Origin of the sequence: Rahnella sp. EDr1-12 (assembly GCF_049206505.1) — a bacterium.
Taxonomy (GTDB): domain Bacteria; phylum Pseudomonadota; class Gammaproteobacteria; order Enterobacterales; family Enterobacteriaceae; genus Rahnella; species Rahnella rivi.
Genome location: NZ_JBLZNY010000004.1, coordinates 229,599 through 253,333 on the forward strand (window position 1 = coordinate 229,599; position 23,735 = coordinate 253,333).

18 protein-coding genes and 1 tRNA gene are annotated in these 23,735 nt (G+C 56.7%); 9 read left to right on the forward strand and 10 right to left on the reverse strand.

What is annotated here, in order from left to right; all coding sequences use genetic code 11:
* Window positions 1-117: 117 nt before the first annotated feature.
* The 5 genes from dppF to dppA form a co-directional block, all read right to left on the reverse strand.
* The gene (gene dppF, locus ACO0U8_RS17715) at window positions 118-1,131 is read right to left on the reverse strand and encodes a dipeptide ABC transporter ATP-binding subunit DppF (RefSeq protein ID WP_122097202.1); all 1,014 of its coding nucleotides are present in this window, start codon (window positions 1,129-1,131) and stop codon (window positions 118-120) included.
* The gene (dppD, locus tag ACO0U8_RS17720) at window positions 1,128-2,147 is read right to left on the reverse strand and encodes a dipeptide ABC transporter ATP-binding protein (protein ID WP_122097201.1); all 1,020 of its coding nucleotides are present in this window, start codon (window positions 2,145-2,147) and stop codon (window positions 1,128-1,130) included. Before dppD ends, dppF begins: the two co-directional genes overlap by 4 nt.
* A 10-nt stretch (window positions 2,148-2,157) precedes the next feature.
* Window positions 2,158-3,072 carry a dipeptide ABC transporter permease DppC gene (dppC, locus tag ACO0U8_RS17725; protein ID WP_421671353.1) on the reverse strand — a complete coding sequence of 305 codons (915 nt, stop codon included), beginning with the start codon at window positions 3,070-3,072 and terminating at the stop codon, window positions 2,158-2,160.
* A 10-nt stretch (window positions 3,073-3,082) separates the two neighbouring features.
* Window positions 3,083-4,102 (reverse strand): dipeptide ABC transporter permease DppB, encoded by a 1,020-nt coding sequence (dppB, locus tag ACO0U8_RS17730; protein ID WP_056775743.1) that lies wholly within the window; start codon window positions 4,100-4,102, stop codon window positions 3,083-3,085.
* A 147-nt stretch (window positions 4,103-4,249) separates the two neighbouring features.
* The gene (gene dppA / locus ACO0U8_RS17735) at window positions 4,250-5,857 is read right to left on the reverse strand and encodes a dipeptide ABC transporter periplasmic-binding protein DppA (RefSeq protein WP_056775745.1); all 1,608 of its coding nucleotides are present in this window, start codon (window positions 5,855-5,857) and stop codon (window positions 4,250-4,252) included.
* A 460-nt stretch (window positions 5,858-6,317) separates the two neighbouring features.
* Here dppA and ACO0U8_RS17740 point away from each other — a divergent pair, with 460 nt between their 5' ends.
* From ACO0U8_RS17740 to ACO0U8_RS17750, 3 genes are all read left to right on the forward strand, one after another.
* A complete protein-coding gene (locus ACO0U8_RS17740; RefSeq protein WP_421671354.1) occupies window positions 6,318-6,638 on the forward strand; it encodes a hypothetical protein in 321 nt (106 codons plus the stop codon).
* Between the two features lie 99 nt (window positions 6,639-6,737).
* On the forward strand, window positions 6,738-7,082 hold the full coding sequence (locus tag ACO0U8_RS17745) for a type II toxin-antitoxin system PrlF family antitoxin (RefSeq protein WP_183849859.1): 345 nt from the start codon (window positions 6,738-6,740) through the stop codon (window positions 7,080-7,082).
* A gap of 6 nt (window positions 7,083-7,088) precedes the next feature.
* Window positions 7,089-7,568: a type II toxin-antitoxin system YhaV family toxin gene (locus ACO0U8_RS17750; RefSeq protein WP_122097198.1), complete on the forward strand. Its 480-nt coding sequence runs from the start codon at window positions 7,089-7,091 to the stop codon at window positions 7,566-7,568.
* Window positions 7,569-7,656: 88 nt separating this feature from the next.
* On the opposite strand, the gene ACO0U8_RS17755 is transcribed toward ACO0U8_RS17750, so the two are convergent.
* The 5 genes from ACO0U8_RS17755 to ACO0U8_RS17775 form a co-directional block, all read right to left on the reverse strand.
* Window positions 7,657-7,733, reverse strand: a tRNA-Pro gene (locus tag ACO0U8_RS17755).
* 100 nt (window positions 7,734-7,833) lie between these two features.
* Window positions 7,834-9,513, reverse strand: coding sequence for a kdo(2)-lipid A phosphoethanolamine 7''-transferase (eptB, locus tag ACO0U8_RS17760; RefSeq protein WP_056775752.1), 1,680 nt, complete (start codon window positions 9,511-9,513; stop codon window positions 7,834-7,836).
* Between the two features lie 243 nt (window positions 9,514-9,756).
* Window positions 9,757-10,179 (reverse strand): organic hydroperoxide resistance protein, encoded by a 423-nt coding sequence (locus tag ACO0U8_RS17765; protein WP_056775755.1) that lies wholly within the window; start codon window positions 10,177-10,179, stop codon window positions 9,757-9,759.
* Window positions 10,180-10,368: 189 nt separating this feature from the next.
* A complete protein-coding gene (locus tag ACO0U8_RS17770; protein ID WP_056775757.1) occupies window positions 10,369-10,824 on the reverse strand; it encodes a MarR family winged helix-turn-helix transcriptional regulator in 456 nt (151 codons plus the stop codon).
* A 93-nt stretch (window positions 10,825-10,917) separates the two neighbouring features.
* Complete coding sequence (locus tag ACO0U8_RS17775) at window positions 10,918-12,363, reverse strand: alpha/beta hydrolase (protein WP_056775759.1); 1,446 nt, start codon at window positions 12,361-12,363, stop codon at window positions 10,918-10,920.
* Window positions 12,364-12,725: 362 nt separating this feature from the next.
* Between ACO0U8_RS17775 and atzF the strand changes: the two genes are divergently transcribed.
* The 6 genes from atzF (at window position 12,726) to urtC (ending at window position 23,730) form a co-directional block, all read left to right on the forward strand.
* Window positions 12,726-14,573 (forward strand): allophanate hydrolase, encoded by a 1,848-nt coding sequence (atzF, locus tag ACO0U8_RS17780; protein WP_421671355.1) that lies wholly within the window; start codon window positions 12,726-12,728, stop codon window positions 14,571-14,573.
* Window positions 14,574-14,583: 10 nt separating this feature from the next.
* Window positions 14,584-18,216, forward strand: coding sequence for an urea carboxylase (gene uca, locus ACO0U8_RS17785; RefSeq protein WP_421671356.1), 3,633 nt, complete (start codon window positions 14,584-14,586; stop codon window positions 18,214-18,216).
* 27 nt (window positions 18,217-18,243) lie between these two features.
* On the forward strand, window positions 18,244-18,969 hold the full coding sequence (locus ACO0U8_RS17790; RefSeq protein WP_217204226.1) for a GntR family transcriptional regulator: 726 nt from the start codon (window positions 18,244-18,246) through the stop codon (window positions 18,967-18,969).
* A gap of 73 nt (window positions 18,970-19,042) precedes the next feature.
* Window positions 19,043-20,311, forward strand: a complete 1,269-nt coding sequence (gene urtA / locus ACO0U8_RS17795; RefSeq protein ID WP_421671357.1) for an urea ABC transporter substrate-binding protein — start codon at window positions 19,043-19,045, stop codon at window positions 20,309-20,311.
* 777 nt (window positions 20,312-21,088) lie between these two features.
* Window positions 21,089-22,657 carry an urea ABC transporter permease subunit UrtB gene (urtB, locus tag ACO0U8_RS17800; RefSeq protein ID WP_421671398.1) on the forward strand — a complete coding sequence of 523 codons (1,569 nt, stop codon included), beginning with the start codon at window positions 21,089-21,091 and terminating at the stop codon, window positions 22,655-22,657.
* On the forward strand, window positions 22,657-23,730 hold the full coding sequence (urtC, locus tag ACO0U8_RS17805) for an urea ABC transporter permease subunit UrtC (protein WP_122097190.1): 1,074 nt from the start codon (window positions 22,657-22,659) through the stop codon (window positions 23,728-23,730). The genes urtB and urtC overlap by 1 nt, the downstream gene beginning before the upstream one ends.
* The last annotated feature ends 5 nt before the right edge of the window (window positions 23,731-23,735 follow it).

Sequence of the window (23,735 nt, forward strand, 5' to 3'; positions counted from 1 at the left end):
ATTGTAGGGTGAAAGCATCATATCAATAGCCCATCAGCCAACGTGTCTGAAAATCGCCCACAAAAAAGCCCGCTTTCGCGGGCTTATTCATTTTGGATTTCAGCGCTTCAGCCAGATTTACGCGACCGTCTGCGCAGTGCCATTTTCATCCTGATCCACTGCAAAACAGGCGACAAGCTGGTCGCCGTACTGTTTCAGCTGTGGCTGGAACTGTTTGCAGGTGCCGAAGGCGCGGCGGCAGCGGGCGTTGAACGCGCAACCGGCTGGCGGATTCAGCGGGCTTGGCAGCTCGCCGGTCAGTTTGATGCGTTCGCGGCGTTCGTCCGGGTTCAGACGTGGCGTCGCGGAAAGCAGTGCCTGGGTGTACGGATGGCGCGGATTGCTGAAGATGGCGTCTTTCGGCCCCTTCTCCACGCAGCGGCCAAGGTACATCACCATCACTTCGTCAGCGATATGTTCTACCACCGACAAATCGTGTGAGATGAACACGTACGACAGCCCCAAATCCTGCTGCAAATCCATCATCAGGTTCAGCACCTGCGCACGCACGGAAACGTCGAGCGCAGAAACCGGTTCGTCGGCGATCACCACGTCCGGATCCAGCATCAGACCACGGGCGATAGCGATACGCTGACGCTGACCGCCGGAGAACATATGCGGATAGCGGTCGTAATGCTCATTCTTCAAACCGACTTTCGCCATCATCGCCAGTGCTTTTTCACGGCGTTCGGCGCTGCTCAGCCTGGTGTTGATCAGCAGAGGTTCTTCGAGGATCTGGCCAACTTTCTTACGCGGGTTCAGCGATCCGTAAGGATTCTGGAACACGATTTGGATCTTCTGACGGCGCAGCTTTTCCGCCGTGGCATCAGGTTTGAGCAAATCCTGCCCGCGATAATAGAGTTCACCGCCGGTCGGCACTTCAATCATGGTCAGCAAACGGCCCAGCGTGGATTTACCACAGCCGGATTCGCCCACCACGGCCAGCGTTTTGCCGCGTTCAAGCGTAAACGACACGCCGTCGAGCGCTTTTACCGTGCGTTCCGGGGCAAACATCCCTTTCTTCACCGGGTAATGCTTTTTCAGGTCAATCGCATGCAACAACGGCTGCGATGCGGTGTTATCAGGACTCATAAAGTAGGTCTCCCGGCATCATCCAGCGGATAATGGCACTTCGACTGACGCCCGTTCGCGAGGTCACGCAGCGCCGGTTCTTCTTTGCGGCAAAGATCGGTGGCATACGGACAACGTGGATTGAGCAGGCAGCCGTCAGGACGGTCATATTTGCCCGGTACCACGCCCGGCAGGGACTGCAAACGCGCCTTATCTGCCGCGAACTCCGGCAGCGAGCGCAGCAGCGCCTGGGTGTACGGATGGCGCGGCGCACGGAAAATCTCCGTGGCTTTTGCCGATTCCACCACCTGACCGGCATACATCACGATGATGTGTTGTGCGGCTTCCGCCACCAGCGCCAGGTCATGGGTGATCAGCATCAGTGCCATGTTCTCTTGCTGTTGCAGCTCAAGCAGCAGTTCGATGATCTGCGCCTGAATGGTGACGTCGAGCGCGGTCGTCGGCTCATCGGCAATCAGCAGTTTTGGACGGCAGGCGATCGCCATCGCGATCATCACGCGCTGGCTCATGCCGCCGGAAAGCTGGTGCGGATAGACGTCGAGGCGTGAAGCCGGGTCAGGAATACCGACCAGGTTCAGCAAATCGATGGTGCGCTGACGACGGGTCTTTTTATTGCCACCCTGATGCACCTTGATGGCTTCCATGATCTGGAAACCTACGGTGTAACACGGGTTGAGGCTGGTCATCGGATCCTGGAAAATCATCGCGACTTCGGCACCGACAATCTGGCGGCGCTCTTTTTCGCTCATGCTTTTCAGGTCGCGGCCACCAAACTCCAGCTTCTCAGCCATCACTTTGCCGGGGAAGTCGATAAGGCCCATCAGCGCCAGTGAACTCACCGATTTGCCGGAGCCGGATTCACCGACAATCCCGACCACTTCGCCCTGTTTTACGCTGTAGCTGATACGGTCCACGGCGCGAAACGGCGTGCCTTCATCACCAAAGTGTACGGAAAGCTTATCAACGGTCAGCAGCGTTTTGCCGACCGGTACGTCTTGAATCAATGTGGTTTCCATCTCTCGTCCCCTACTGCTTGAGTTTAGGGTCAAGGGCGTCGCGCAGGCCGTCACCCATCAGGTTAAATGCCAGTACCGTCAGCAGGATGATCACGCCGGGGAAGGTCACAACCCACCAGGCACTTTGAGCAAACTGTAAGACGTCGGACAGCATCGTGCCCCACTCCGGCGTAGGCGGTTGCGCGCCCATGCCGAGGAAGCCGAGAGCCGCCATGTCGAGGATGGCGTTGGAGAAACCGAGCGACGCCTGAACAATCAGCGGCGCTAAGCAGTTAGGTAAAATGTTGATGAACATCTGGCGGGCCGCACCGGCCCCCGCCACGCGCGATGCGGTCACGTAGTCGCGGTTAACTTCCACCAGCACCGCTGCGCGGGTTAAACGCACGTAGTGCGGCAAGGCCACGAAGGTCAGCGCCAGCGAGGCGTTAACGATCGACGGGCCGAAAATCGCCACCAGCACCAGCGCCAGCAGCAGGCTCGGCAGGGCCAGCATGATATCCACCACGCGCATGATGATCGCATCGATCACACCGCCGTAATAACCGGCAAACAGGCCGAAAATCACGCCGAGGATCAGCGAAAGCACCACCACCAGACAACCGACCAGCAGCGACAGGCGCGCGCCGTACATCAGACGCGACAGAATATCGCGACCCACGTCATCGGTGCCGAGCAGGAATTTCCAGCTGCCGCCTTCCATCCAGACCGGCGGACGCAGCAGCGCGTCACGGAACTGTTCAGCGGGCAGATGCGGCGCGATCACATTCGCCCCGATCGCAATCACCAGCATGATGATGATGTAAGCCAGGCCGGTAACGGCCCCTTTATTACGCTTGAAGTAATGCCAGAATTCGCGCAACGGCGGCATCGGCACTGGCGCAGTCGTCACGATTTCATTCGCGACGGGCTCTGTAACCTGAGACATTTTGCGCCCCTTATTTTCTGTGACGAATACGCGGGTTGACCACGCCGTAGAGCACGTCTACCAGCAGGTTAACCACGATGATCAAAGTCGCGACCAGCAACACCCCGCCCTGCACGACCGGATAGTCGCGGCGCTGGAGTGCGTCGATCAGCCACCGGCCTAGCCCCGGCCAGGAGAAGATGGTTTCCGTCAGGATAGCGCCGCCGAGCAGCGTCCCGACCTGCAAACCAATGATGGTCACCACCGGCAAAAGCGCATTGCGCAGTGCGTGGACGACAATCACCCGCATACGGCTGACGCCTTTGGCGCGCGCGGTACGGATATAATCTTCACCCAGCACTTCCAGCATGGAAGAACGGGTCATACGCACGATAACGGCCAGAGGAATGGTGCCAAGCACCAGCGCCGGCAAAATCATGTGCATTACGGCGTCTTTAAAATCGCCCGGCTCGCCCCAGATGAGGGAGTCGATCAACATAAAGCCGGTCAGCGGCATGCTGTCATCAAGGAAGACCGTATCGCTTATTCGCCCCGATACGGGCGTGAGGTTGAGCTGTACCGAAACCAGCATCACCAGCATGATCCCCCACCAGAATATCGGCATCGAATAGCCGGTCAGTGAGATACCCACCGCCGTGTGGTCGAATATCGATCCCCGTTTTACCGCTGCCAGTACACCCACCGGGATGCCGACAAGGATCGCGAAAATCATCGCGCAAATGCCCAGCTCCAGCGTCGCTTTGAAACGCGGTACAAACTCCTGCCAGACAGGCGTTCGGCTTTTTAAGGACGTGCCCAGGTCGCCGTGCAGCACCCCGTTCACATAGTGGAAGTATTGTTGATAAAGAGGCTTATCGAGCCCCATATCTGCCATTAACTGGGCATGACGCTCGGGGGAAACACCGCGCTCGCCTGCCATGATGGTGACCGGGTCGCCTGGTATCATGTGTACGAAGGCAAAAGTCAGCAAAGTTATGCCGATAAACGTTGGGATAACTAACCCCAAACGTCGGAGTATGAACTGAAACATATCCCGTACTCTCTGTATAAAATGCCCGGAGAACCGTAGCTCGCCGGGCTTATTGTGGCTCACATTTCTTTCTTGAGAATCAAAGCTGTACTGAATGGCCCGTGAGCACCACACAACGCAGCTCACGGGTTATTATTCAGCAGGCGATCACTCCATTGAGACGTTTTCGAAGTGATGCTTGCCAAGCGGATCAACCACATAGCCTTTGACTTCTTTACGAACAGGTTCGTACACAGTGGAGTGAGCGATGATCAGCGCAGGTGCCTGGTCATGCATCACAACCTGAGCCTGCTGGTACAGCGCAGCACGTTTGGCATGATCGGATTCAGCACGAGCAGGCTGGATCAGATCTTCAAACGGCTTGTAGCACCAGCGGGAATAGTTGGAACCGTCTTTAGCTGCGGTGCAGCTGAACAGCGTGGCGAAGAAGTTGTCCGGATCCCCATTGTCCCCGGTCCAGCCCATCATCACAGACTGGTGTTCGCCCGCTTTTGCACGCTTGAGGTATTCACCCCACTCGTAAGTGACGATGTTGGCTTTCACACCCACTTTCGCCCAGTCAGCCTGGATCATTTCAGCCATACGACGTGCGTTCGGGTTGTACGGACGCTGTACCGGCATTGCCCACAAATCGATAGTGAAACCGTCTGCGTGACCTGCTTCTTTCAGCAGCTCTTTGGCTTTTTCAGGATTGTATTCGTAATCCACCACGTCTTTGTTGTAGCCCCACATCGTTGGTGGGATCAGGTTTTTAGCCGGCTGGCCAGCACCCTGATAAACCGCATCGATGATGGCTTTTTTGTTCACAGCCATGGTCAGTGCCTGACGCACTTTCACTTCATCTAACGGTTTTTTCTCAACGTTGAAGGACAGATAACCGACGTTCAGACCTGGCTGTTGCATCAGGTTGATGGTTTTATCTTTCTTCATGGCAGCGATGTCAGCCGGGTTCGGGTACGGCATTACCTGGCATTCGTTTTTCTGCAATTTCGCATAACGCACGGAAGCGTCAGGCGTGATGGAGAAGACTAAACGGTCGATCTGCGGCTTGGTGCCCCAGAAGCCTGGGAAGGCTTTGTAGAGGATGCGTGAATCTTTCTGGTATTGCACAAGCTGGAACGGACCGGTACCGATCGGATCCAAATCGACTTTCTCAGGGGTTTTGGCTTTCAGCATGTTGTCAGCGTATTCCGCAGACAGGATTGACGCGAAGTCCATCGCCAGGTCAGCCAGGAATGGAGACTCAGGGCGGTTCAGTACGAACTGCACGGTGTTGTCGTCCACTTTCACGATCTTATTGATCAGATCGCCCATGCCCATACCTTCGAAGTATTCGTAGCTGCCGCCGGACACACCGTGGTAAGCGTTATTTTTGTCCAGCTGACGCTCGAAGGAGAACACAACGTCGTCCGCGTTGAAATCACGGGTCGGTTTGAATTCCTTGTTATCCTGCCACTTCACGCCTTTGCGCAGGTGGAAGGTGTAGGTTTTGCCGTCTGCCGACACGTCCCACTTTTCAGCCAGACCGGACTGAATTTCTGTGGTCCCGATCTTGAACTCAACCAAACGGTTGTAGATAGGCACGGAGCTGGCGTCATACGTGGTGCCTGAGGTGAACAGCTGAGGGTTGAAGCCTTCAGGTGAACCTTCAGAACAATACACTAACGTTTTTGCCTGCACGCTTGCCGCAACGGTCAGCGCAATCAGGCCCATACTGAATTTCAGTAGCCCCGACTTACCTAAAGAGATTGTCATCGCTTCTGCTCCATTGATGAATGGTGATGTGGATGTGTGTGTTGTGTTTTGCAGCTCACGGCACCCTTTATTTTTATTTGCGGGTGACTGTGTTGGTTGTGCGCTGCAATAAGTCCAACCAGAGCATGGTGAACTGCCATTTTTTTTCCATCGAACTGTAAAGCGGGCTTTACAGATCTTTACCGGAAATAATCACTGGTCTTCCTTGGGGCTATCAATTTGGCAACTCCTATCCCTGACGTCAATATAACCATCAGGCATTTACACAGACTGTGAGTAACAGCAAACAAACATAAAAAAACATTCTGTTAACCAAATCAGGATGAATGTTCATTTTTTGAACCCAAAACCCACACAATCAACTTTGTAAAAGAATATTCACGGGTGTTTCACTCATATTAAATCCCTAAAAATTTCTCGCTAAATGATGAATATATGAACGGTTATTTTTGAGATAGGGGTGGAAACCAGCGGAAAATGCTGGGAAGAGCCGCGATTGTCGCAAAGCTGTCATAAAAAGCGTCCGCCAGTGGCACCGGCAAAACACCCCAAAATGGCGCAAATGTGCCGTGGTGGTGCATCTCCTCCGACACCCACTCCCTGCTTATTTTTTCAACGAAAGAGCGCGCAAGGGCTGAAATATATCGAAACGATCATGTTTCCCAAATTTGAATTCTGGCGTGTTTATTGCTTTGCGCGACATATGCAGTATCCGGTCAGCGTTTTGCAAAACGAAAATGCAGGTTTAAGAGGCAATCTGACGCAGATTTGCGGCACGTAACGCATAAACGATCACGTACATTCGGGGCATTTGCATTACCAATGCATTTGCATTACCCTGCCGAAATCGCTCAATTAAGCATCACAAGGAGTCTCGTCTATGCCTGCCTCAGTCACATGGGGAATCAAACTCGAAGCCGAGTCTAAAGTGACCCGTCGCTTTCAAACCACCATCCCCGCAGCCATACGCAAGGCGTTAAATCTCAGCGGGAACGATCGCATTCAATACAAGATTTTACCGGACGGACAGGTGGTTATTTCGAGGCAACTCGAAGAACCGGAAGATCCTGTCATCAATGCCTTTCTGGATTTCGTGGCGACGGATATGCTCAATCATCCGGAAAATATGCAACCGGTGACCTTATCTGTGCATGAAAAGATGAGTGTACTGACCACTGGCGTTGCCGTTGACCTTGAGAGCCCGCTTTCTGACGATGATGAGTAAAGGACTATGCATAATCAGGCCATGGAGAGTAATGGGTGGACGCTGCTCGCTCACCCGTTGATTCTGCAACAGATAGAGAAACTCACCGAGCAGGTCGTACAGCTGCGCCGTAAAGACCCTGTGGGTTACAAAAACAGGAATGCGACCAAGAGACTGGCGGCCATTAATAAGTTGATGTTTGAAGTCATCCCGCAAGACCCTGCCCGGGCGGAGTTTCGACAGGGAGATACGTTAGGCGGGGAGTTTACTCACTGGTTCAGGGCAAAATTCTTTCAGCAATACCGTCTTTTTTTTCGCTACAACTTTAAAAGCCGGATCATCATTTATGCATGGGTTAATGATGATAAAGAACTGCGAGCCTATGAGAGTAAAACAGACGCTTACCGGGTATTTCGCAAAATGCTCAAAAGCGGTGAGCCGCCTGACAGCTGGGTGGCGTTGTATGAAGCAGCAAAAAAGGAAAACCTGAAGGAAGAAACAACCTGAGGGGTATCGTACAAAACAAAAAGCCCGCAACCAGAAGGCTGCGGGCTTTTCGTTATCTGATGACTGAATGCATCATCAGACGGGGATATGGTCGGCGAGAGAGGATTCGAACCTCCGACCCACTGGTCCCAAACCAGTTGCGCTACCAAGCTGCGCTACTCGCCGAGTGGGGCGCATCTTACTGCGACGGTTTCAGAGCGTCAACGGCTTTTTAATGCATATTCACCGACTGCCCAGAAATCATCCGATACGCCGCCAAATTAACCTATAACTTCTGATCCGTCTGAGGTTTTGCACACCAGTTGTTCGCCGGATTGATGCCACCGTCCGGAGAGGTGTAACCCAGGCAGCCTAAAATCGAATCGAACAACTCAACATGACGCTTCTTCGCCCCGACGCGTTGCTGCGCCTGGAGCTGCTCGAACGCCTCTTTATGATCCGCCTGCTCGAGAAAACTGTCGGATGCCCACACCATCATCGGCACGCGGAACTGCTCCGGCGGCGCCATCTCGCGCGGTGTTCCGTGCAGATGTGAGTTTTCATCAATGGATTCGCCGTGATCGGATGCGTAAAACACCAGCGCTTTCTTATCACGCAGCTGATCTATCACGTTGTCGATAAAGGTGTCGGTGTACAACACGCTGTTATCGAAGGCATTTATCAGCTCATCTTTGGTACAGGTGTTGCTCTTACACTCCGGCGTATAACGTGCGTAGCTGCGCGGATAACGCTGAGAGTAGAGATAATGCGAACCTTTGGTATGCAGGATCACCAGATGTTTGCCTTTCGGATGATTTTTCAACGACTCCTGTAATTCATTCACCAGCAACATATCGTCCACCGGCTTACCGTCATTACGCTTTTCAGAGGCGATGATTTCACGGAAGGAGAAATTGTTGGTGTTGGCGTTGTTGTAGAACCACAACTCGCTTTGCATCGCGAACAGTTCAGAGGTGAAACCTAATGATTTCATCACTGCAAAAATGTTCTGCTCTTTCAGGGTGCGCTGAGGATTATCTTCCGTACCGCCTTCCCTCACGAACATACAGCGCAGAGAGAGCTTGGTCGCCGTGTCGCACGACGTCCCGCGAAACGCCACCAGATTCTTCTCTTTCGACAGGCGCGGCGTAGTGTCGCGCTCGTAACCCAGAATACCCATATGATCCCAGCGCGTGGTTTCACCGATGATAAATACCACATAGGTATCGTCGATATCTGCCGGTGGCACGTAGGTAAACTCTTTCGCCGGATCAAGGAAATGGCTGGCATCCTGACCTTCATCCACCTGGGTATAAGCATATAAACCCAGCGCGGCCAGCCAGTTAGACGGTAAATAAGAGTGGGCAACAACGCCGCCATAGCTCGGCAAATCGACGTTGGTTTTCTTCTCGTTCACACTTTGTTCGTGATCGAGATAACGCAGCGGCAGCCAGACCAGCAATGCCGTTGCCAGCAGAACCATCAGCGGCAACGCGCGCTGCCCCGGTGTTTTAATCTGCTCAATCAGCGTCAGCCGCAGGTTGTTTTTCCAGATCAGGAACAGCGGGATCGCACTGACCAGCGCCATCCAGACAAACAAATGCAGGCCAATGATCTCTTTGCTGAGGTCAATGTCAGTGGTCATCACCGACACCACGATGCCGTAGCCGATCACCACATTGAACATCACCATGTAATAGCTGGCGGCGACGGAAATCAGCACCAGCAGGCTGGCGACGATGCGGAAAAACAGCCGTCCGCCCAGTGACACAAGGCGCAGTACGAAGAAGGTAAACAGCACGATGGCGCAGACTTCAGTGACAGCCTGCATCAGTTCAATGGAAGTGAAGTGATTAATTAAGGCGGCAAAGCGGCGCTGAAACACGGAGACATTGAGGAAAATGCCAATATAAATCGCTAACAATAATGAAATATTTTGCTGCGATAGAGTCTTCACTCTATTCATGTAATGTGGTTTTCCGGGAAGTTTTTTGAAAGATTCTGAATCATTGTGACATGTTTATGCCCGGCGAGTTCACAGATTATGCTGAGATTACGTTTATATACATAGCGGCCAAATGCCTGAGCGCAAGCGCCCTGCAGAGGAGATGAGAAGATCGTGCCGGGAATTTCAGACAGGAAAAGGGAGGCCGAAGCCTCCCGGATAGTGCATTAAAACGCCCTGGTGAAGGCGGTACTTCTCTAAAAATTACTTAATATTCAAGGTTACATCGATGTTGCCACGGGTGGCATTGGAGTACGGACAAACCTGATGTGCTTTGGCCACCAGCGCTTCTGCGTCGCTGCGTTCAAAGCCCGGCAGGGTGATATCAAGCTGAACTTCGATACCGTAACCGCCCGGGATTGCCCCGATACCCACCGCGCCTTCAATTTTCGCGTCAGCAGGGATCTTAATTTTTTCCTGTGCAGCCACGGCTTTCAGTGCACCGAGGAAGCAGGCTGAGTAACCGGCAGCAAACAGCTGCTCAGGGTTGGTACCGCCGCCCATGCCGCCCATTTCCTTTGGTACACCCAGTTTGATATCCAGCACGCCGTCGTCAGAAACAGCGCGGCCGTCACGGCCACCGGTTGCAGATGCATGAGCACGATACACAACTTTTTCGATAGACATATTTCGTTCCTTTTCGGGTCAGATGACTGAATGACAAGAGTGATGTAATCAGAAATTTATACACGATTTAATCGTGCGCTATGTATTAGATACTAGCAGACAAATTCGAAAGCGCACGTCGTATTTATCTGCTTGCTGCAATAGGTACCATCAATCACCGAAAGCGGCGGGCAACACCTTGCCCGCCGTTCAGGATTTGTCTTTCAGATTCTCGCGCAGAGATTCGAGCTGCTGTTTGAGCGTCATCATTTCACTGAGCTCGCACTCGGTCGCACACAAAATCGCTTCAGGAATGCCCTGAGCTTTCTCGCGCAACTGCCTGCCCGCCTCGGTCAGGGTAATAATGACCTGGCGCTCATCGGCTTTCGCCCGACGGCGCAGCAGTAAACCGGCGGTTTCAAGGCGTTTGAGCAGTGGCGTCAGCGTCGCCGAATCCAGAAACAGCTTGTCGCCGATCTCAGAGACGGTCACTTCGTCGCGCTGCCAGAGAACCAGCATCACCAGATACTGCGGATACGTCAGCTCCAGCTGGCTGAGCCATTTGCGGTAAACCTTATGCAACGCAAGATTCGCGGAATACAGTGCGAAACACATCTGTTGATCCAGATGCATGCGGTTGGGCGTGGAATCGTTGTCTGTTTTCATGTTCATGCCGCCAATCTATATAGCGCGCGATATAATCGCAATCGCTTTCTGGGGGAAATATCCGCTGACGCCATCAGTGCAGGCGCCCGGCAATCAGAATCCGTTCACTCTGTGCAACAGATAAGGATAAAACGGATTCGACGATACGCGCATCAGTTGATCCATACTGACCACCAGCGCGCCGTTTTCACCGCGGGCCGCCAGTGTACCCAGCCGGATGCCAAACTGTGCCGGCCCCTGAGGAGTACGGCCATACAGCGAATCATCTGGCGGGAACGGCAGCGCAACGTGCGAAAGCGAGAAGAACTCCGCGGGATAATCCAGCCCCAGCGGCGTCGTCACCACGGCAGTCTGACCTGCCGCCGTGATCTGCGCGACCGTCGCGGCCTGATCGGGCGCCGCATTGGTGATCACCGTGGTCTGGTAACGCCGTGGCGCAGGCGGAAGTAAACGCCCTACCGCCGTCTCTGACGCCACCCGCAGCAGCGGACCGACGTACGCGCTGCGGTTAATATCAAACAGCACCAGCTGGCTGCCGTTCGCAGGCAGCTGATTAAACAGCGCCGTCACGACTGCCCGGCTACTGACGGTGGAATCAACCACCGACTGGAATGCCAGCACCGGTGGTAACTGCGCCAGCTTGCCGGATTGCGCATCCCGGGTGATTTGCTGCTGCAACACATGGGTCAGCAGATAAGACTGGCGGGCGGCTTTGACCGGAAACGAGTTGTATTTAAACGGATTGAATTCCGGCATCAGGTTCAGCCAGGCGGTTTTGGCAAAGGCGGGGAAAATCGCAGGCCAGCCTGCATATCCGGCAAAGCGCGCGAAGCTCGTCACGCCGATCATCGGGGAAATCAGCACCACGCGGGAGGGCCGCACCAGCGCGGAGTCATCAAGCGAATCCAGCGTATATTTCATCGCCAGCGCACCGCCGTTTGAAAAGCCCACCAGTTGCAGCGGCACATCCGGCCCGGCGACACGGCGCGCCTCGCGCACCGCCAGCCGCGTTGCCGCCATCCACTGCTCCCAGTCCACCCGCGTCAGGCCACCGGGCACCGTTCCGTGGCCCGGCAGGCGAATACCGACGGCCACGAATCCGCGACGGCGATAATCCTGCGCTATATGGCGCAGGCTGTAAGGGGAATCGGTCAGGCCGTGCAATAACACCACCGCGCCGACCGGTTTGCCGTCAGGCATCAGCTCATAAGACCGGTTCCAGTCCTGTGCAAAATGCTCAGGGTAAATCGGGCTGCGGTCGTAATAGCGGTTAAGCGGAATACGTTCTTCGGCGTCCAGCTTGTCCGTCACTTCCTGCTTCACTTCAAGAAATGCCTGCTGTTCCGCGCGTAAATACGCCGCCCAGTCACTCTTATCCAGCTGTTCCGCACTCAGTTCGTCCGGCACCAGTTTGTGCCACGGCTCAAGCGGCGGCCCCTGTAAGGCGTCATAAGTGCGCACGGCCAGAAGCGTAATAATCACCAGAATCAGCGCCAGCAGCAGCTTTTTCAGGCGTACATAGAGACGACGAAGTTGCATTAATTAGGGGTTTCCTCTGGCTAATGTTGCGAGGTATGCACCAGCCTCTGCCAGGCACATTACTGCGCAATGATGGATCGTTTTCTGGACATGAATCCGCCCGCTTTTCTGCCAAGAATAATAAATCATCAGTTCATACAACTGTATACCGGAACCTTTATCGGGCCACGTTTATCTTTTTCCTGCGGGACATCGCGCAAATTTTCGCCCCATTTTTGCTCAGTTGCCTTACGTGCGTGGTGCAACAAACGTACAACGCTTTCACGCGATAAATAATAAATCATTTAAAATCAACAAATAATGATTTGGCACAGGCCTTGCTTAAGTGAATTCAATCTTGTGTACCAGATGGAATTCAACTTATGACCGACGCCTCACATTCTACCAGCTCACCTTATCGCGGTTTTACCCTGCGGGACTGGCAGCAGCATTACCGCACTGCGCCGGGCAGCCTGCGTACCACGCTGTCGATGGTGTTGGGTAGCCTGAGCCCCACCGATAACGCCTGGCTTTATCGCGCCAGCGCCAACCAGCTTGAAGATCAGATTGCGCATCTGGAAAGCCTGCGCCAGAAGGCCGAAGGCTCGCTGAAAGACCTGCCTTTATTTGGCGTCCCCTTCGCTGTCAAAGACAATATTGATATTGCCGGCTGGCCGACCAGCGCCGCCTGCCCGGCGTTCACTTACACCGCCGAAGCCGATGCCACCGTGGTCGCGAACCTGAAAGCCAAAGGCGCGATCGTCATAGGCAAAACCAATCTCGACCAGTTTGCCACCGGTCTGGTAGGAACCCGCTCGCCGTTTGGTGCCGTGCGCAACACCTTTAACCCGGACTATGTCAGCGGCGGCTCCAGTTCCGGGTCGGCCTCCGTTCTGGCACGCGGCCTGGTGGCCTTTTCCCTCGGGACCGACACCGCCGGCTCGGGCCGTGTCCCTGCCGGATTCAACAATGTCGTCGGGCTAAAACCGACCAAAGGCTGGCTGTCGAATACCGGCGTGGTGCCTGCCTGTCGCCTGAATGACTCGGTATCAATTTTTGCGCTGACCGTTGCCGACGCGCAAACCGTCGCCCATGCCGCAGGCGGATACGACGCCACGGACGCCTATTCGCGCCGAAATCCGCGCACTGCGCCGGTGGCAATTTCGGCTCATCCACGCTTTGCGGTGCCGGACAGCCTGGAATTCTTCGGTGATGCGCTGGCCGAATTTGAATTCGATCAGGCACTGGAACGCCTGAGCAGCAGCGGCGTCACGCTGGTCCCGGTGGATTTCACGCCGTTCCGTGAACTCGCGGAGCAGCTGTATTACGGCGCATGGGTAGCAGAACGTACGGTTGCGGTCGGTCAGATTTTCGAAGAAAACCCGGAAGCGATGGATCCGGTGGTGCGCGGCATCGTCGCCAGTGGTCTGAACTACAGCGCCTGCGATGCCTGGCGCGCCGAATATTTACGCGCGGAGCTGTCGCGCAAAATCAATCTGGCGCTGGAAGGGTTTGATGCGCTGGTGGTGCCGACCTCACCGACCATCCGCACTCAGGCAGAAATGGCGCAGGAGCCGGTGCTCTACAACTCGCAGTTCGGCATTTACACCAACTTCACCAATCTGGCGGATTTGTCTGCTCTTGCGCTGCCGTCCAGCCTGCGCGCCGACGGCCTGCCCGCCGGGATCACCCTGGTCGCCCCGGCCTGGCACGACGATGCGTTAGCCAGCTTTGGCCGTCAGTGGCAGCGCAGCCTGAGCCTGCCGCTGGGCGCAACCGGGCTGGCGATGAAGCCCGAAGAATTCATGACCTCCGCGCCGGTCAGTGCTGCCAGCGTGCGCGTCGCCGTGGTTGGCGCGCACCTGACCGGCATGCCGCTCAATGTTCAGCTCACCAGCCGCAACGCGGTGCGCGTCGAGCAAACCACAACCGCCGCGACCTACAAACTTTACGCCCTCGCGAATACCACGCCGCCAAAACCGGGGCTGGTACGCGCCGGATCGGGCAGCGCGATTATCGTCGAACTCTGGGATATCCCGCTGGCGCGCTTCGGGGAATTCGTCGCTGAAATCCCGGCACCGCTGGGTATCGGTTCGCTCGAACTGGCCGATGGCCGCACCGTGAAAGGCTTTATCTGCGAGCCGTGGGCGATTAGCGAAGCCACAGACATCACTCATTTTGGCGGCTGGAGAAGTTATATCCAGAGCCTGAATTCACCGGTCAGAAGCTGAGGGCGCGCACATGTTTACTACCGTGTTAATTGCTAACCGTGGCGAAATCGCCTGCCGCGCGATCCGCACGCTGAAACGTCTGGGCGTCACCAGCGTGGCCGTGTATTCCGATGCCGACCGCAATGCACCGCACGTCACGCAGGCGGATATCGCCATCGCGCTGGGCGGCGAAAAGGCCAGCGAAAGCTACCTGATGATCGACAAAATTCTGGCCGCCGCGGCAGAAACCGGCGCGCAGGCGATTTATCCGGGATACGGTTTTTTGTCCGAGAGCGCAGAATTTGCCGATGCCTGCGAAGCGGCGGGCATTGCGTTTATCGGGCCGACCGCCGGGCAAATCCGCGAGTTTGGCCTCAAGCACCGCGCCCGTGAATTAGCCGGTGCCGCGAATGTGCCGATGACGCCGGGCACCGGTTTGCTCGCAAGCCTGGAAGACGCCGTGAAAGCGGCCGCAGACATCGGTTATCCGGTGATGCTGAAAAGCACCGCAGGCGGCGGAGGCATTGGCCTGACGCGCTGTGACGACGAAGACGCCCTGCGCGCAGCGTGGGACAGTGTGAAGCGTCTCGGCGAGCAGTTTTTCCGCGACGCCGGGGTGTTTCTGGAGCGCTTTGTCGACCGCGCCCGTCACGTCGAAGTACAGATTTTTGGCGACGGCAAAGGCCGCGTGGTGGCACTCGGCGAACGCGACTGTTCATTGCAGCGCCGTAATCAGAAAGTGGTGGAAGAAACGCCTGCGCCGAACTTGCCGCAGGCCAGCCGCGAAGCGTTACATCGCGCTGCCGTGGAGCTGGGCGAATCGGTGAATTACCGCAGCGCCGGAACCGTGGAATTTATCTATGACGCCGCGCGCGACGAATTTTATTTTCTCGAAGTAAACACCCGTTTGCAGGTGGAGCATCCGGTCACCGAAATGGTCACCGGTCTGGATCTCATCGACTGCATGCTGAAAGTCGCCGCAGATGAGCCGCTGGACTGGCCTGCGATGGAAAAAGCCCCGCAGGGCGCGTCGATGGAAGTGCGCATTTACGCCGAAGATCCGCTGAAGAATTTCCAGCCAAGCCCCGGCGTGCTGACCGAGGTGTTCTTCCCCGAAGACGTGCGCGTCGATGGCTGGGTATCCACCGGCAGCGACGTGTCGGCGTTTTACGATCCGATGATCGCCAAACTGATTGTTCACGGCACCGACCGTCAGGACGCACTGGCGAAAATGTCGGTCGCACTGGCCGCCACGCGTCTGCACGGCATCGCCACCAACATTGATTATCTGCGTCAGGTGGTCGCCACGCCGGTGTTCCGCGACGGCGACATGTGGACGCGCATGCTCGACAGTTTTGCTTATGCACCCAACGCCATCGAAGTGATCGCGCCCGGTACTTACAGCAGCGTGCAGGATTATCCGGGGCGTCTCGGTTACTGGGATATCGGCGTGCCGCCGTCCGGCCCGATGGACGATTTTGCCTTTCGTCTCGCCAACCGCATTGTCGGTAATCATCTGGATGCCGCCGGTCTGGAATTCACGTTACAGGGACCCACGCTGCGTTTTCATTGCGACGCCATTATCGCCCTGACCGGCGCACGCTGCCCGGCCACGATCGATGGCGAACCGGTTTCTTACTGGCAGCCGGTCGATGTCAAAGCCGGTCAGACGCTGACGCTGGGCCGCGCCACGCAGGGTTGCCGCACCTATCTCGCCGTGCGTAACGGTTTCGACGTGCCGGTGTATCTCGGCAGCCGCTCGACCTTTGCGCTCGGGCAGTTTGGCGGTCACGCGGGCCGTACGCTGCGTGTCGCCGATATGCTGACCGTTTCGCAGCCGGAACTCGCGGCCTGCACCACGCCTGCGCCGGTGGGTTTACCGCAGGCGGCAGCCGAAAACATCGTGCCGCCTTACGGCGATATCTGGAATATCGGCGTGCTTTACGGGCCGCACGGCGCGCCGGATTTCTTCACCAAAGAATCTATCGACACCTTCTTCGCCGCCGAATGGCAGGTGCATTACAACTCCAACCGTCTCGGTGTGCGGCTTGTTGGCCCGAAACCGCAATGGGCACGGCAGGACGGCGGCGAAGCCGGGTTACATCCGTCGAACGTGCATGACTGTGAATACGCCATCGGCGCGATTAACTTCACCGGCGATTTCCCGGTCATTCTGACCCGCGACGGGCCAAGCCTCGGCGGTTTCGTCTGCCCGGTGACCATCGCCAAAGCCGAATTGTGGAAAGTCGGCCAGGTAAAACCGGGCGACAAAATTCGTTTCCATCCGATCAGTTTTGAACAGGCGCAGGCGCTGGAACTGGCGCAACAAGGCACGCTCGACTCGCTGATGCCGATCAACGCCATGGCGCTGCCGGTGCCGTCGCTGCTGCCCGATACCACCGCCTCCGCCACCATTCTCGCTGCGCTTGCGGCGACAGCCGATCGTCCGTCGGTGGAATACCGCCAGGCTGGCGACGGCTACGTTCTGATTGAGTACGGCGATAACGTGCTGGATCTGGCGGTGCGGATGCGCATTTACCTGCTGATGAACGCCATTAAAGCCACCGGTCAGGAAGGCATTGAGGAGTTGTCGCCGGGCGTGCGTTCGCTGCAAATCCGCTACGACAGCGGCGTGCTGCATCAGACGGCGCTGCTGCAACATTTACTGACGCTGGAAAACAGTCTGGCCGATGTCAGCCAGCTCAAAATCCCCACCCGCATCGTGCACATGCCGATGGCCTTTGAAGATTCCGCCACGCTCGGCGCGGTCGAACGCTATCAGCAGACCGTGCGTGCCGACGCGCCGTGGCTGCCGAATAACGTCGATTTCATCCAGCGCACCAACGGGCTGGCGAGCCGCGACGAAGTGAAAAACATCATTTTCGACGCCAGCTATCTGATCCTCGGGCTGGGCGATGTGTATCTCGGCGCGCCGTGCGCGGTGCCGGTCGATCCGCGCCACCGCCTGCTCAGTTCCAAATACAACCCGGCGCGTACGTTTACCGCCGAAGGCACGGTCGGCATCGGCGGCATGTACATGTGCATTTATGGCATGGATTCACCGGGCGGCTATCAGCTGGTGGGCCGCACGCTGCCTATCTGGAACAAATTCCTGAAAAACGAGCAATTCAAAAACGGCGAGCCGTGGCTGCTGCACTTCTTCGATCAGGTGCGGTTTTATGAGGTCACCGAAGCCGAACTGGACATCCAGCGCGAAGCGTTCCGCGAAGGCCGCGCACAAGTTCGTATCGAAGAAACCGAATTCGACTTTGCGCAATACACGCAATTCCTTGCTGACAACGCCGCCGATATTGCTGAATTCCGCGCGAAACAGGCCGAAGCCTTTACCCGCGAAGTCGCGCACTGGCACGAAGCCGAAAGCGCCGCGGTGGAAGCCGCCGCCAACGCCGTGCAGTTAGTGGAAGACGATGCGGATCAGGACGGGCATCTCGTCAGCGCCGATCTGAACGGCAATATCTGGAAAATTCTGGTCGAGCCGGGTCAGCAGGTCGAAGAAGGCCAGCCGCTGATCGTCGTCGAAGCCATGAAAATGGAACTCTCGGTGAACGCGCCCTGCGCCGGCACCGTTCTGAAAATCAGTTGCCAGCAGGGCCGTCCGGTCGGGCCAGGTGATGCGCTGCTGTGGCTGGATTTAGCGGTTTAAGCGGGTTGAACCCACAAGGGACTCTTTATGCAACTGACTGACGCCAAATCGGCACGCAGTAAAAATAACCGCCCGGAAGGGCTGGCAGAACGTATTTATCAGCAGCTGAAAACCGACATTTTCAGCTTCCGCCTGCTGCCGGGCGATCGGTTCAGCGAAAACGACATCGCCGATCGCATGGAAGTCAGCCGCACGCCGGTGCGTCAGGCGCTGTTCTGGCTCGAACGCGAAGGTTACGTCGAAGTGTTTTTCCGCAGCGGATGGCAGGTGCGGCCTTTCGATTTCGACTTCTTCGAACAGCTTTACGACCTGCGCATTGTGCTGGAACTGGAAGCGGTCAAACGCCTGTGCGCCTGTGCGCCGGCGTCTCAGCCCCTGCAACTGGCGGAGCTGAAAGATTTTTGGATAGACAAGCCACGGCTGCAAGACGGGCAGGCAGTCTCGCGCTTTGACGAAGAGTTTCACATGACGCTGGTGGCCGCGGCCGGTAACGCCGAAATGGCGCGTATTCACCGCGAACTGACCGAGAAAATCCGCATCATCCGGCGGCTGGATTTCACCAAAGATGAGCGGATCAACGCCACTTATCAGGAACACGCGAGCATTTTGCTCGCCATCATCGGGCAACGCACTGAGGAGGCACAACGCCAACTACACGACCATATTGCCGTCAGTAAAGCCGAGGTGCGCAAAATTACCCTGCACATGCTGCATCAGGCCCGGGCGGAGAATAACGGAACACTTCCGTCATGACTTTTTTAAACATTTTTTCGACTTTCTACATACCAGCGTTCTCTTAATCATCTTTCATTTCGAGGGTACATCTATGCAACGTCGACGTTTTATTAAAGCCTTTGCTCTGTCCGCCACCGTAGTCAGCATGGGGTTAGCCTGGAGCGCGCAGGCAGCAGACACCATCAAAATCGGGATCATGCATTCCCTTTCCGGCACCATGGCGATTTCAGAAACGCCACTGAAAGACATCGCGCTGATGACCATTGACGACATCAACGCCAAAGGCGGCGTGCTCGGCAAAAAGCTGGAACCGGTGGTGGTTGATCCGGCCTCTAACTGGCCGCTGTTCGCCGAAAAAGCCCGCCAGTTGCTGACGCAGGATAAAGTCGCGGTGGTGTTCGGCTGCTGGACGTCGGTATCGCGCAAATCCGTGCTGCCGGTGTTTGAAGAGCTGAACGGTCTGCTGTTCTATCCGGTGCAGTACGAAGGCGAAGAGATGTCGCCAAACGTGTTCTACACCGGCGCCGCGCCTAACCAGCAGGCCATTCCGGCGGTGGAATATCTGATGAGTGAAGACGGCGGCGCCGCCAAACGCTTCTTCCTGCTCGGCACCGACTACGTTTATCCGCGCACCACCAACAAAATTCTGCGCGCCTTCCTCCATTCCAAAGGCGTGAAAGACAGCGACATCGAAGAAGTCTATACGCCGTTCGGTTACAGCGATTACCAGACCATCGTTTCCAACATTAAGAAATTCTCCGCAGGCGGCAAAACGGCGGTGATCTCCACCATCAACGGCGATTCCAACGTGCCGTTCTACAAAGAGCTGGCGAATCAGGGCGTGAAAGCGACCGACGTGCCGGTGGTGGCGTTCTCGGTCGGTGAAGAAGAACTGCGCGGCATCGACACCAAACCTCTGGTCGGTGACCTCGCGGCGTGGAACTACTTCCAGTCCGTGGATAACCCGACCAACAAGAAATTCGTTGCCGAATGGAAGGCGTACGCCAGGGCTCACAAACTGCCTAACGCCGATAACGCGGTGACCAACGACCCGATGGAAGCGACCTATGTCGGCATCCATATGTGGGCGCAGGCGGTAGAAAAAGCCGGTACGACGGACGTGGATAAAGTCCGCGCCGCCATGGCAGGCCAAACCTTCGCCGCCCCGTCCGGTTTCACGCTGACCATGGATAAAACCAACCACCACCTGCACAAACCGGTGATGATCGGCGAAATCGAATCCAACGGTCAGTTCAACGTGGTCTGGCAGACCGACAAACCGGTCCGCGCCCAGCCGTGGAGTCCGTACATCGCTGGGAACGATAAGAAGCCAGATACCCCGGTGAAAACGACTAATTAGGGATGGGAGCCCAGGCACGCTGAGAGCTTGGGCTTGCACTGAGACCTTGGGCTTGGCGTCCAAACTGCCTAAGACCTTGGGCTCGCCGCCCAAACTGGCCCAAAGGAGGCATAAACGTGCCTCCTTTGGAATCCTGCGTTTTTTCTCTGAGACACCGACAGCATCGCGCCATACAGGCACCGTGTTCCAGGAGCATCCGTTCTCGCCGCAAAATACCGCCGCTACGCGGTACCTTCGCGGCGGGTTCGAGCCATAGGTCTCGAACCTCTTGCTCAGCGGAATTTTTGAATGCGGCCTAATGGCTATGTAAGTCAAAAAAAATAGCAGAGCAGGTCTGTTTTGACCTTAAAAATGCCTCAAAGGCGCACTCAAAACGGCGGCGAATGAACGGTGAGAAACCGCACGGGGCTTTTTCCGGGCGGGTCCGAACCTGAAATGAGAGCACCGCGCAGCGGCGCCGTTTGCGCCGTGAACGGAAGTCTCTGAAACACGTTCCCTGCCAGCAGCGATAGCTGTCGGTGTCACAAACAAAAAGGCGCGGGATGTCCAGAAGGGGCGCGCCTTGGCGCTCCTTCTGGGCGGGTGTGGGCTGCAGGCCCGCGGTCTTAGCCAGTTTGGGCGGCGAGCCCAAGGTCTTAGCGGGTGTGGGCTGCAAGCCCGCGGTTTAAGCCAGTTTGGGCGGCGAGCCCAAGGTCTTGGCGGGTGTGGGCTGCAGGCCCACGGTCTTAGGCTGCAAGCCCGCGCTCCCAGAGGTATTACTTTTATGGCGAAAACATGATGAAAACTTTACTTCGATCTCTGTTTTTCCTGCTTGGCTGCCTGCCATGGCTTGTTCACGCCGGTCCGGCCAACGATTTTGCTGCCGCCAGCCGCAGCCAGCAGGCCACGTTATTGCAGCAATGGGCGGCAGATCCGCAGCCGGAAAGGTTGCCGCTGCTCGAGGCGCTGAAGCAGGAAAACGTCGTCATCGACGAAGCGAAACACGCATTCACACAGAATGGCGATCAGCTGACGCCGCTGGAAGGCGACGTTAAACCCCAGGGCGAAGCCAAAAAAGTCTGGCTGAACAATCGCCTGCGAATTTTGATCGCCAATGCACTTTCCGCGCACCGTCTGGTGAGCACCGACAACACCATTCGTTTGCAGGCCGCTAAAGCCTTACAGCGCGACGCGCAGGCCGACCAGTTGCCGCTGCTGACCCGTCGTCTTGAGCTGGAAAAAGACAGCACGGTGCACGATGCACTTTCTATCGCGCTGGCGAATTTACAGCTCGCCGACGCCAGCCCGCAGGTGCGCCTGAAAGCCGTTGAGCTGCTCGGCACCTCGGGCGATCCGGATACACAAGGCCGTCTGCAAAGTCTGACCGATCCGAAAACTGAGCCAGATGCGACAGTGCGTAACGCCGCGCTCACCAGCCTGAAAGCGGTGCAGCATCGTCTGCTGATCGGCGATTTACTGGGTCAGGCGTTTACCGGCTTGTCTCTCGGCTCAATTCTGCTGCTCGCCGCGCTCGGTCTGGCGATCACTTACGGTTTGCTGGGCGTGATTAACATGGCGCACGGCGAAATGTTAATGCTCGGCTCTTACTCGACCTACATGGTGCAGTCGCTGTTTCAGCATTACGCGCCGGGGCTGCTGGCGCTGTATCCGCTGGTCGCGCTGCCGGTGGCTTTTTTCATCACCGCCGGAATGGGTATGGCGCTGGAGCGCACCGTCATCCGCCATTTATATGGCCGTCCGCTGGAAACCCTGCTGGCGACCTGGGGCATCAGCCTGATCCTGATCCAGGGCGTGCGCGTGCTGTTTGGCGCGCAGAACGTCGAAGTGGCGAATCCCGGCTGGCTCTCCGGCGGCATTCAGCTCCTGCCCAATCTGGTGCTGCCGTACAACCGCATCGCGGTGATCATCTTCGTCTTGCTGGTGCTCGGCCTGACCTGGCTGCTGCTCAATAAAACGCGGCTCGGCATGAACGTGCGCGCGGTGACGCAAAACCGTGCGATGGCGGCCTGCTGCGGCGTGCCGACCGGCCGCGTCGATATGCTGGCATTCGGCCTCGGCTCCGGCATCGCCGGTTTAGGCGGCGTCGCGCTGTCGCAGCTGAGTAACGTCGGGCCGGAACTCGGTCAGGGCTACATCATCGATTCCTTCTTAGTCGTGGTGCTCGGCGGCGTCGGGCAACTGGCAGGCACCGTGGTGGCGGCCTTTGGTCTGGGCATAGTGAACAAAATTCTTGAGCCGGAAATCGGCGCGGTACTGGGGAAAATCCTGATCCTCGCGCTGATAATCCTGTTTATCCAGAAACGTCCGCAGGGACTCTTCGCCTTCAAAGGCAGGGTGATTGACTGATGAGCCAGCCGCTGACGATAACCGGCGTACAAAAAGCGCCGAAGATTGCGATTTCGGTGGGCACGCTGGTGCTCATCCTCCTGATTGTGATGCCGTTTCTGGCGCTGCTGCCCGCCAGCAACCCGCTGGCGATCTCAACTTACACGCTGACGCTGGTCGGCAAGATCCTTTGTTATGCGATCGTCGCGATCGCACTCGATCTGGTCTGGGGCTACGCCGGTTTGCTCTCGCTCGGTCACGGGCTGTTTTTCGCGCTCGGCGGCTACGCGATGGGCATGTATTTGATGCGCCAGGCCGCAGGCAGCGGGCTGCCGGACTTTATGTCGTTTCTGTCGTGGACCGAACTGCCGTGGTTCTGGGCCGGCACTCAGCATTTCGCCTGGGCGCTGTGCCTGATCGTACTGGTACCGGGCGCGCTGGCGTTTGTGTTCGGTTATTTCGCCTTCCGTTCGAAAATCAAAGGCGTGTACTTTTCGATCATGACGCAGGCGCTGACTTACGCCGGTATGTTGCTGTTTTTCCGCAATGAAACCGGCTTCGGCGGCAATAACGGCTTCACCGGTTTTACCACCCTGCTCGGCTTTCAGGTCACCGCCACCGGCACGCGCGTGGGATTATTTCTGGCGACGGTTCTGGTGCTGGTCGCCAGCCTCGCTCTCGGTTTCGCGCTGGCGCGCAGTAAATATGGCCGCGTGCTGACGGCAGTGCGCGACGCCGAAAACCGGCTGATTTTCTGCGGCTACGATCCGAAGGGTTTCAAGCTGTTCGTGTGGACGATTTCCGCCATGCTGTGCGGCCTGGCGGGCGCGCTGTACGTGCCGCAGGTCGGGATTATTAACCCCAGCGAAATGTCACCGACCAACTCCATCGAAGCCGCCATCTGGGTGGCACTCGGCGGGCGCGGCACGCTGATCGGCCCGGTTATTGGCGCAGGCATCGTCAACGGCGCGAAAAGCTGGTTCACCGTCGCCATTCCCGAATACTGGCAATTTGTCCTCGGCGGCATGTTTATTCTGGTGACGCTGTTCCTGCCGCAAGGCGTGATTGGCCTGCTGCGTAAGAGGAAATCCTGATGAGC